9 protein-coding genes are annotated in these 8,975 nt (G+C 65.4%); all 9 read right to left on the bottom strand.

The features are described 5' to 3' along the window. Window positions 1-67: 67 nt before the first annotated feature. On the bottom strand, window positions 68-859 hold the full coding sequence (locus tag FBT96_RS15120; RefSeq protein ID WP_136908070.1) for an amino acid ABC transporter ATP-binding protein: 792 nt from the start codon (window positions 857-859) through the stop codon (window positions 68-70). 10 nt (window positions 860-869) lie between these two features. Continuing rightward, the gene (locus FBT96_RS15115; protein ID WP_136908068.1) at window positions 870-2,174 is read right to left on the bottom strand and encodes an amino acid ABC transporter permease; all 1,305 of its coding nucleotides are present in this window, start codon (window positions 2,172-2,174) and stop codon (window positions 870-872) included. A gap of 1 nt (window position 2,175) precedes the next feature. Beyond that, window positions 2,176-3,456: an amino acid ABC transporter permease gene (locus tag FBT96_RS15110; protein WP_136908066.1), complete on the bottom strand. Its 1,281-nt coding sequence runs from the start codon at window positions 3,454-3,456 to the stop codon at window positions 2,176-2,178. Between the two features lie 126 nt (window positions 3,457-3,582). Beyond that, on the bottom strand, window positions 3,583-4,599 hold the full coding sequence (locus FBT96_RS15105) for an amino acid ABC transporter substrate-binding protein (protein ID WP_136908064.1): 1,017 nt from the start codon (window positions 4,597-4,599) through the stop codon (window positions 3,583-3,585). Window positions 4,600-4,818: 219 nt separating this feature from the next. Next, on the bottom strand, window positions 4,819-5,532 hold the full coding sequence (locus FBT96_RS15100) for an ATP12 family chaperone protein (RefSeq protein WP_136908062.1): 714 nt from the start codon (window positions 5,530-5,532) through the stop codon (window positions 4,819-4,821). Continuing rightward, complete coding sequence (locus FBT96_RS15095) at window positions 5,529-6,185, bottom strand: HAD-IA family hydrolase (protein ID WP_136908060.1); 657 nt, start codon at window positions 6,183-6,185, stop codon at window positions 5,529-5,531. Before FBT96_RS15095 ends, FBT96_RS15100 begins: the two co-directional genes overlap by 4 nt. Further along, window positions 6,182-7,249 carry an RluA family pseudouridine synthase gene (locus FBT96_RS15090; RefSeq protein WP_023922429.1) on the bottom strand — a complete coding sequence of 356 codons (1,068 nt, stop codon included), beginning with the start codon at window positions 7,247-7,249 and terminating at the stop codon, window positions 6,182-6,184. The genes FBT96_RS15095 and FBT96_RS15090 overlap by 4 nt, the downstream gene beginning before the upstream one ends. Then, window positions 7,246-7,623 (bottom strand): fluoride efflux transporter CrcB, encoded by a 378-nt coding sequence (gene crcB, locus FBT96_RS15085; RefSeq protein ID WP_136908058.1) that lies wholly within the window; start codon window positions 7,621-7,623, stop codon window positions 7,246-7,248. Before crcB ends, FBT96_RS15090 begins: the two co-directional genes overlap by 4 nt. A gap of 31 nt (window positions 7,624-7,654) precedes the next feature. Then, window positions 7,655-8,962 carry a replication-associated recombination protein A gene (locus FBT96_RS15080; RefSeq protein WP_136908056.1) on the bottom strand — a complete coding sequence of 436 codons (1,308 nt, stop codon included), beginning with the start codon at window positions 8,960-8,962 and terminating at the stop codon, window positions 7,655-7,657. Window positions 8,963-8,975: the final 13 nt, after the last annotated feature.

Genomic DNA, 8,975 nt, shown 5'->3' with positions numbered 1-8,975 from the left:
CCCCAAATTTTCAACCCAATTACGCCCCGGGGGGGGGGGGGCCCCCCCCCCCCCCCCCCTTTCACGGTCAATGCCCCAGAATCTGGCTGAGGAACTGCTTCGTCCGCTCCGATTGCGGGTTGTGGAAGAAGTCATGCGGGTTGTTCTGCTCGACGATCTGCCCCTCCGCCATGAAGATCACCCGGTTCGCCACCGCCTGGGCAAAGCCCATCTCGTGGGTCACGCAGAGCATCGTCATGCCTTCCTCGGCCAGCTGGATCATCGTATCCAGCACTTCCTTGATCATCTCGGGGTCCAGCGCCGAGGTCGGCTCGTCAAACAGCATGATCTTCGGCTTCATGCACAGCGAGCGCGCGATCGCCACCCGCTGCTGCTGCCCGCCCGAAAGCTGGCCGGGGTATTTGTGCGCCTGTTCCGGGATCTTCACCTTTTCCAGGTAATACATCGCGGTTTCCTCGGCCTCGCGCTTGGGCACCTTGCGCACCCAAATGGGCGCCAGCGTCAGGTTCTCGAGGATCGTCAGATGCGGGAACAGGTTGAAATGCTGGAACACCATCCCGACCTCTGACCGCACCTTGTCGATGTTCTTCAGGTCCGAGGTCAGTTCGATGCCGTCGACGACGATCTTGCCGGACTGGTGTTCCTCCAGCCGGTTGATGCAGCGGATCATCGTCGATTTCCCCGAGCCCGAAGGCCCGGCGATCACGATCCGCTCGCCGCGATGCACCGTCAGGTTGATGTCGCGCAACACGTGGAACTGGCCGTACCACTTGTTCATCTGGCTGATCTGGATCGCGACCTCGTCGCTCACCTGCATGTGGCTGCGGTCGACGGTGTGGTCATAGCTGGGCTCTGACATGAGCGCCTCCTTAACGGTGGTCACGCTTCAGCTTGCGTTCGAGATACATCGAATACCGCGACATGCTGAAGTTGAAGAGAAAGAAGATGAGAGCGACGAAGATATAGGGTTCCCAATAGGTGCCCTTCCACGCCATGTCGGACCGCACGACGTTCGAAATGCCCTTGAGCGGGTCGAAGAGCCCGACAAAGGCCACCAGTGTCGTATCCTTGAACAGCCCGATGAACGAGGACACGATCCCCGGGATCGAGATCTTCAGCGCCTGCGGCATGATGATCAGCCGCTGCGCCTGCCAGTAATCCAGCCCCAGCGCATCGGCGGCCTCATATTGGCCGCGCGGCAGGGCGGCCAGCCCGCCGCGGATCACCTCGGCGATATAGGCGGCGGCAAACAGCGTCACCAGGATCACCACCCGCAGGATCAGGTCGAAATTCGTCCCCGGCGGCAGGAAGTATTGCAGCAGCAGCGAGGCGGTGAACAGCAGCGTGATCAGCGGCACGCCGCGGACGAATTCGATCACGCCGACCGAAAGCGACTTCACGATCATCATGTCCGACTGCCGCCCGAGCGCGAGCAGGATGCCCAGCGGCAGCGAGACGACGATCGCCGTCACCCCGATCACCAGCGCCAGCAGGAAGCCGCCGAACTGGTCGCTGTCCACCTCGGGCAGGGCCAGCGGAAGAACCGCCTGCAGCGCCGCCTCGATCGGGGCCGCGGCGTAAAGCCAGAACAGCACCGCGACGACAAGAGCGATCCCGGCCGAGACCGGCACGCCCAGTTTCGGCGCCAGCGCGGTGAACAGCAGGCCAAGGATCGCGAAGCCCGCCAGCACCGACACCGGCCCCCAGATCGGCCCGCCCCACAGCAGCCAGAAGGCCGCCAGCGGGTAAAGCAGCGCGCCCCAAAGCAGCTTGCGCGGCAGCGCGTCGAACAGCACCGGCGCCAGGGCAAGGAACAGCCCGGCAAAGGTCACGAACAGCCGCCAGTATTGATCGACCGGGTAAAAACCGAACAGGAACTGGTTCCAGCGCACCCGGATGACCGCCCAGCAGGCGCCGGTGGCGTCGGGGCCATGGGCGGCGGCGATGATCGCGCGGCATTCGGTCAGCGAATTCGCATTCCAGACGCCATGCAGCAGCCAGGGCGCCGCCGCCTGCACCAGCCAGATCGTGGCCAGCAGGCCGAAGACCGTCAGCGCGGTGTTGAGCGGCCCCGAGAACAGGTTCTCGCGCATCCATTTGATCGCCCCCACCTGCGACACGGGGGCGGGTTTCGGCGGCAGCATCTCGGTGCGGACGAAAGAGGTCTCGCTCATCTCACCGCTCCTTCAGCTTGATCGATTTGTTGTAGAGGTTCATCAGGCTCGAAATCGTCAGGCTGATGGTCAGATAGATCAGCATCATCAGCAGCATGCATTCGAGTTCCCGGCCGGTCTGGTTCAGCGTGATGCCGCCCAACGTGCCGCGCAGGTCCATGTAGCTGACCGCGATCGCCAGGGACGAGTTCTTCGTCAGGTTCAGGAATTGCGAGATCAGGGGCGGCACGATCACCCGAAGCGCCTGCGGCAGGATGACAAGGCTCATGGTGCGGCCCGGCCGCAGACCCAGCGCATAGGCGGCCTCGGTCTGGCCCTTTGAGATCGCCTGAATCCCCGCCCGGACGATTTCGGCGATGAAGGCCGCCGTGTAGACGGTCAGCGCGATCAGCAGGGCGGTGAAGGAATGCAGCATCTGGAAGCCGCCGGTGAAGTCGAATCTGGTGATCTGCGGATAATCCAGATGGAAGCCGAGACCGTAGAGCAGCGCCGAAATCGGCGCGAACAGGATCAGCAGGCTTGGCCACCAGGTCGTGGGGCGGGTGCCGGTCGCCTCCTGCACCGCCTTGGCGCGGGCGATGAAACGCCGCCAGCCCCAGAAGGACGCCGACATCACCGCGATGATCGCCAGCGCATTGAGGCTGACAGGCAGGTTCCAGCCGATATCGACCACGCCCAGCGAATGGTCGAAGACCGGCGCGGGCACATTGGTGCCGCGGTTCGTCACCGCCACGGAGTCGAAAAACCACATCGAGGCCTTGGGCTCCTCGCCCGCGGCCTTCATCGCCTCGGTCAGGCGGAAATCCTTTGGCACCGGCCGGGTTTCGGCCAGGATCGTGCCCATGAGCAGGATCCACAAAAGCAGCGGAATGTTGCGGAAGGTCTCGACATAGACCGTCATGATCCGCGCCACGAGCCAGTTCTGCGACAGCCGCAGCACGCCGATGATCGTGCCGAGGATCGTGGCCAGGAAACAGCCCAGCACCGACACCAGAAGCGTGTTCAGGAGCCCCTCGATCAACGCCCGGAAATGGGTGTCGTCGTTCGAATAGGGGATCAGCGTCTGCGCCAGGTCATAGCCCGCCCGCGTCCACAGGAAGCTGAAGTTGAAGTCCTTGCCCTTGGCTTCAAGGTTCACATAGGCGTTGTTGAGCAGCCAGACGAGACCGGCCAGAAACAGCAGAAGCACCACGATCTGGATGGTGATCGAGCGGAACCGCGTGTCGTAAATGAGCATCGAGAGCCGAAAGCCAGCTTTCGGCGGGTCACTTGCAAGTGCCATGGTTTTCCCCTGTCCGGCCTGCCCCGCGGCTTTGCGCCGACTGCGTTCGGGACTTGTGCCCCGACAGACCGTCCTTGAAATGCAAAATGCGGCCGGGGCTTGGCCCGGCCGCATCGATGGATCGGATCAGCGGAACGGCGGGGCGTACATCAGCCCGCCCTGGGTCCATTGCGCGTTCAGGCCGCGCGCCAGACCGATCGAGGTCGAAGCGCCGATATTGGCTTCGAAAATCTCGCCGTAGTTGCCCGAGGCGAGGATCGCGCGCTTGGCGAAATCGTTGTCGAGACCGATCTTCTTGCCCATGTCGCCTTCGAGGCCGAGCAGGCGGCGGATTTCCGGGTTCTGCGTCGAGGCGGCCACTTCTTCCAGGTTCGCCTTGGTCACGCCGTATTCCTCGGCGGCGACAAGCGCGAAGAAGCTCCAGCGCACGATGTCGCCCCAGTTGTTGTCGCCGTGACGCACGACCGGGCCGAGCGGTTCCTTCGAGATGATCTCGGGCAGGATCACGATATCGGCGGCATTCGGCAGCGTCGCGCGCGACGAGGCGAGGCCCGAAGCGTCGGTGGTGTAGCTGTCGCAGGCACCGGCGGCGAATTTTTGCTGGCCTTCCGCGTCATCGGCGATGTTCACCGGCGTATAGGTCATGTTGTTCGCCTTGAAGAAATCGGCGAGGTTCATCTCGGTGGTGGTGCCGGTCTGCACGCAGATCGTCGCGCCGTCGAGTTCCTTGGCCGAGCTGACGCCCAGCGACTTGTTCACCATGAAGCCCTGACCGTCGTAGTAGTTGACGGCGACGAAATCGAGCGCCAGCTCGGTATCGCGCGAGAAGGTCCAGGTCGAGTTGCGCACCAGCACGTCGACCTCGCCCGAGGCCAGCGCGGTGAAGCGGGTCTCGCCGGTCAGCGGCACGTATTTCACTTTCATCGGATCGCCCAGCACCGCCGCCGCGACGGCCTTGCAGACCGCGACGTCAAAGCCCTGATAGGCCCCGTTGGCATCCGGCGCGGCGAACCCGGTCAGGCCGGGGTTCGAGCCGCAGATCAGCTGGCCGCGGGCCTTGACGTCATCCAGCGTCGAGGCCGACGCCGCGCCCGCCACGAGGGCGGCCAGCGCGACCGAGCCGAAGAATACGGATTGTTTCATGTTTACCTCTTCCTGAGTTGCCGCCGTTGCGGCGGTGAGTCTGCCCTTGACGGGTCTGCAAGTTCTGTGCCGATCATCACCGGCTGACCGAGTTTGCGCAAATACCCCGGAATTGGTCAAGACGTCTGAGTAATTTTCGAGGGTGCGACCGCCCATTCGCCGGGCAAATGCCCGTCTTGCGCGCATCCGGCAGATCGCAAAGACGCGCGGGGCGGGGTTTCAGGCGGTATGCCGCAGTATCCAGAATCGTCCGGCGTGGATCAGCGCTTCGCGCTTCAGCGCGGCCATCTCGGCGGCTTCCTCGTCCGCGCCCCATTGCGCGATCTGCCAGTCCTCGTCGATGCGCGACAGCCGCCAGGCGTCCTCGGCCGCGATCTCGCCCTCGGCGACGGCAAGGCCCAGCACCAGCGAGCCGGTGATGCCGACCAGATCATGCAAAGCCGCCAGTTCCCAGATGTCGCAAGCGGCAACCCGCTCGGCCAGCGCCCGCTGCGCCTGTTCGGGTTGCGCGACGGGCAGCACGCCCGCCGTCACGATCAGCCGCGCCTGATAGCGGCGCTCGGCCCAGTCCAGCCAGCGGTCCCAGGCCGCGGCCTGCTGCGTCACCAGTTCCTCGGGCGTCTTCGCGCGGTAGCACAAAAGATCGGTCTCGCCGTAAGCCGCGACCAGCTCGGCCACCTCGGCCTGTTGCGCCCGCACCTTGTCCAGCGCGGCATTGGCCGAACGGGTCACCGGCATCGTCGTCGGATCGATCTTTTCGCCCTGCGCCTGCCATTCGGCGGCCACGGCCTCGGCCATCGCCCGGGTCGGCAGCACCAGCGCCGCCTTGGCCGGGGTCTTCACCCCGCGCCCGTCCAGCTTGACGGTGAAGCCCTCCTCGCAAGCCTCGACCCCAGCCGCGTTCCAGAACCGTTTCGCGCTCCAGCCACTCATGCAAGCCCCTCCTGCAAAGCCTGTTCCAACTCGGCGAAACTTTTGACGATCCGCCCAGCCCCGGCTTTTTGCAGATCCGAAACAGGGTGATAGCCCCAGCTGACGCCGATCGTCGCCACGCCCGCGGCGCGGCCCATCTCGATGTCGAAAGTGGTGTCGCCGATCATCACCGCGTCTTTCGCCTCCACCCCCGCCGCGCGGAGCGCCTCGAACACCATCGAGGGATGCGGTTTCGACGGATGGTCATCGGCCACCTGCGCCGAGGTGAACAGCCCCTCAAGCCCGTGATGGGCGATCAGCGCCGTCACGCCGCGCCGCGACTTGCCGGTGGCGATGGCCAGCAACAGATCCGCGCGCCCGGCCAGACGCAAAAGGCAATCCTTCGCGCCCGGGTAAAGCGGCGCGGGCGCGGCGGCGCGGCCGGTGAAATAGCTGGCCTTGTAGGCCGCCACCAGCGCCGCCTGCGTCGCCGCATCGGCCGCGGGGGCCAGTTCCGCCATCGCCACGGGCAGCGACAGGCCGACGATCGCCAGCACGTCGCCCCGCGGCGGCAGCGGCAGGCCGACGGTGCGAAACGCCTCGGTCATCGCGGCCAGGATATGCGCCTGACTGTCGCTGATCGTGCCGTCGACGTCGAAAATCGCCAGCTTCATCGATCGTCCTCGAACGGATCAAGCGGCGCTTCGCCCTCGATCCAGCCCAGCGTCTTCCAGGTCCGCACCATGTGATCGGGCAGGGGCGCGGTCAGGGTGACGCGCTTCTTGGTGATCGGATGGTCAAAGGAAATCGTGCGCGCATGCAGATGCAGCTTGCGCGAGATCTCGCCGCCCAGCTGCGAGCCCCAGCCGTCGCCCAGATTTTCCTGCCCCGAGCCGCCATATTTGCCGTCGCCGACGATCGGATGGCCCAGTTCCGCCATATGCGCGCGCAGCTGGTGCGTGCGCCCGGTGATCGGCACCAGGCCGACCCAGCTGACGCGCGAGCCCAGCCCGTCGATCACCGCGAAATCGGTGGTGGCGCGTTTCGCATCGGGCGTCGCATCGACCTTGGACGGATGGATGCAGAGCATCTTTTCGCCCTCGCCGCCGCGGCCATGGCCGGGGGCCTTCACCAGACCATAGCGAATCGTGCCCTTCTTCGGGCTGGGCACGCCTGCCACCGCCGCCCAATAGATCTTGCGGGTGGTCTTCAGCCGGAACGATTCGGACAGCGCCCGGGCGACGCGGTCGGTGCGGGCAATCAGCAGCACCCCCGAGGTGTCCTTGTCGAGCCGGTGCACCATCTTCGGCCGGTCCTTGTAGCCGAATTTCAGCGCATCGAGCAGACCATCGACATGCCGGTCGCCCTGCCCCGACCCGCCCTGCGAGGGCAGCCCCGCGGGCTTGTTCAGCGCGATGATGTGTTCATCCTTCCACAGCACCGCAGCCTGGATCATCTTTTCATCGTCGCGCGAAATCTGCGTCGCCTCGCGCCGCGCCTCGGAGCGGCTTTCGGGGGCCTTCGCGCCCGCCTCCGGCAGCGGCGGCACGCGCACCTCCATGCCGGGCCCGATCCGGTCCGAGGCCTTGACCCGTCCGCCATCCACCCGCAGCTGCCCGGTGCGGCACATCTTTTCCACCGCGCCCTGGGTGAGGGTCGGGAATTTCTTCTTCAACCAGCGGTCAAGACGGCTTTCGCCCTCGTCCTCGGTCACCTTGATCAGTTGCACCGAACTCATGCGAAAAACCCCCGTGCGAACGCCATGCCCGCGAAAAGTGCTGCCAGACCCAGAACGACCGTGCCGATCACGTAACCGGCCGCGGTGGTCACCTCGCCCGCTTGCCACAGCTTCGCCGCATCCAGCGAAAAGGCGGAAAAGGTGGTGAAGCCGCCCAGGATGCCGGTCATCAGGAAGGGGGCGAAGCGGGTGCCGCCCTTCATCGCCAGCACCACGACCAGCCCCCCCATCAGGAAGCTGCCGACGACATTCACCGTCATCGTCGCATAGGGGAAGCCATGGCCGAACAGCCGCGGCAGGGTGATGTTGACAAGATACCGCGCCACCGAGCCGATGGCTCCGCCAAGCGCGACGAAAAGAAGGGTCTGGATCATCCGGTTTCCTTTGCCCCGCGCGCCGCCAATGTCAACTGCCGCGCTTTTCGCGCAGCTTCGCGAACCAGTCGACGCGCTTCTTCAACTCGCGTTCAAAGCCGCGTTCGACCGGGGTGTAGAAGACCGGCCGTTTCATCCCGTCGGGGAAATAATGCTGCCCCGAAAAGCCGTCCTCGGCGTCGTGGTCGTATTGGTAGCCCGAGCCGAAGCCCTGTTCCTCCATCAACCGGGTGGGCGCATTCAGGATATGTTTGGGCGGCGGCGCCGAACCGGTCTTGCGGGCGGCTTCGCGCGCAGCCTTGTAGGCGACATAGCCCGCATTCGATTTCGGCGCGAGGGCAAGATAAATGACCGCCTGCGCCAGGGCCAGTTCGCCCTCGGGAGAGCCCAGCCGTTCATAGGTTTCCCAGGCATGCAGGCACTGCGTCTGCGCCTGCGGATCGGCCAGCGCGATATCCTCGACCGCCATCCGGGTCAGGCGCCGGGCGATGAAGCGCGGATCCTCGCCGCCCTCGAGCATGCGGCAATACCAGTAAAGCGCGGCATCCGGGTCGGAGCCGCGGACGGATTTGTGCAAGGCCGAAATCAGGTTGTAATGGCCGTCGCCCGATTTGTCGTAATTCGCCGCCCGCCGCATCAGCCGCGACGACAGCGCCTCGGTGTCGAGCGGCGCCGAGAGCTTCCAGGCCATCACCTGCTCGATCAGGTTCAAGGCCGCGCGGCCATCGCCATCGGCCATTTCCAGCAGCGCTTCCCGCGCCGGGGCCTTCAAGGGCAGGGCCTTGCCCAGGGTTTTCTCGGCCCGCTGCGCGAGGCGTTCCAGATCGGCCAGCGACAGCCGTTCCAGAACAATCACCTGCGCGCGCGACAACAGCGCGGCGTTCAGCTCGAAACTGGGGTTTTCCGTCGTGGCGCCGACCAGAAGGATGGTGCCGTCTTCCATATGCGGCAGGAAACTGTCCTGCTGCGCCTTGTTGAAACGGTGGATCTCATCGACGAAGAGCAGCGTACCCCGCCCCTGCCCCATCCGCAGCTTCGCCGCCTCGAAGACCTTGCGCAGCTCCGGCACGCCGGAAAAGATCGCCGAGATCTGCACGAAGGCGCGGTCGCTTTCATGCGCCAGAAGCCGGGCGATCGTTGTCTTGCCGACCCCGGGCGGTCCCCAGAAAATCACTGACCCCAGCGAGTGCGCCGCAAGCATCGCGCCCAGCGGCCCCTCGGGGCCAAGCACATGGGTCTGACCGATCACCTCGGACAGATGCTGCGGACGGATACGGTCGGCCAGCGGCCGCGGGGCCTCGGCCCCCTTGGGTGCGGATGTGTCGAACAGATCGGGCATGGCGGCCCCACCC

The sequence above is a fragment of the Rhodobacter capsulatus genome (assembly GCF_005144475.1).
Lineage (GTDB): Bacteria > Pseudomonadota > Alphaproteobacteria > Rhodobacterales > Rhodobacteraceae > Rhodobacter > Rhodobacter capsulatus_C.
Note: the sequence above shows the minus strand (reverse complement) of the source record. Positions and strands in the feature narration are given on the sequence as shown.